This window comes from Paraburkholderia ginsengiterrae (assembly GCF_001645125.1).
Lineage (GTDB): Bacteria > Pseudomonadota > Gammaproteobacteria > Burkholderiales > Burkholderiaceae > Paraburkholderia > Paraburkholderia ginsengiterrae.
This window is the reverse complement of record NZ_LXKA01000212.1, coordinates 1-468: the sequence shown is the minus strand read 5'-3', so window position 1 is coordinate 468 and position 468 is coordinate 1. Positions and strand designations below refer to the sequence as shown.

The following is a 468-nucleotide window of genomic DNA, read 5'->3' as shown; positions in this document are numbered from 1 at the left end:
TGCTCGAGGCGGCACGCTGGGCGCCGTCGTCGTATGACGCGCCGCCGTGGCGGTTCCTCGTATTCGACCGCAGCGTCGACGAAGTGTCGTTCAAGCAGGCCTTTGCCACGCTGGTGCCGTTCAACCAGGGGTGGAATGCACCGGCGCCGGTGCTGATCGCGGTGCCCACGCATACGCTCACCAACAAGGGCGACGTGAATCGTTGCGCAGCGTACGACGCGGGCGCCGCGGCCATGGCCGCGGCGCCCGCGTCGTACGCTGCGCAACGATTCACGTCGCCCTTGTTGGTGAGCGTATGCGTGGGCACCGCGATCAGCACCGGCGCCGGTGCATTCCACCCCTGGTTGAACGGCACCAGCGTGGCAAAGGCCTGCTTGAACGACACTTCGTCGACGCTGCGGTCGAATACGAGGAACCGCCACGGCGGCGCGTCATACGACGACGGCGCCCAGCGTGCCGCCTCGAGCA

General features: G+C 67.9%; 2 pseudogenes. One reads left to right on the top strand and one right to left on the bottom strand.

From position 1 onward, the window contains the following. Positions 1-197: pseudogene (locus A6V37_RS39205) on the top strand (nitroreductase family protein); the annotation flags it as partial. Between the two features lie 11 nt (positions 198-208). Here the strand turns inward: A6V37_RS39205 and A6V37_RS16005 are convergent. After that, a pseudogene (locus tag A6V37_RS16005) lies at positions 209-468 on the bottom strand (nitroreductase family protein); the annotation flags it as partial.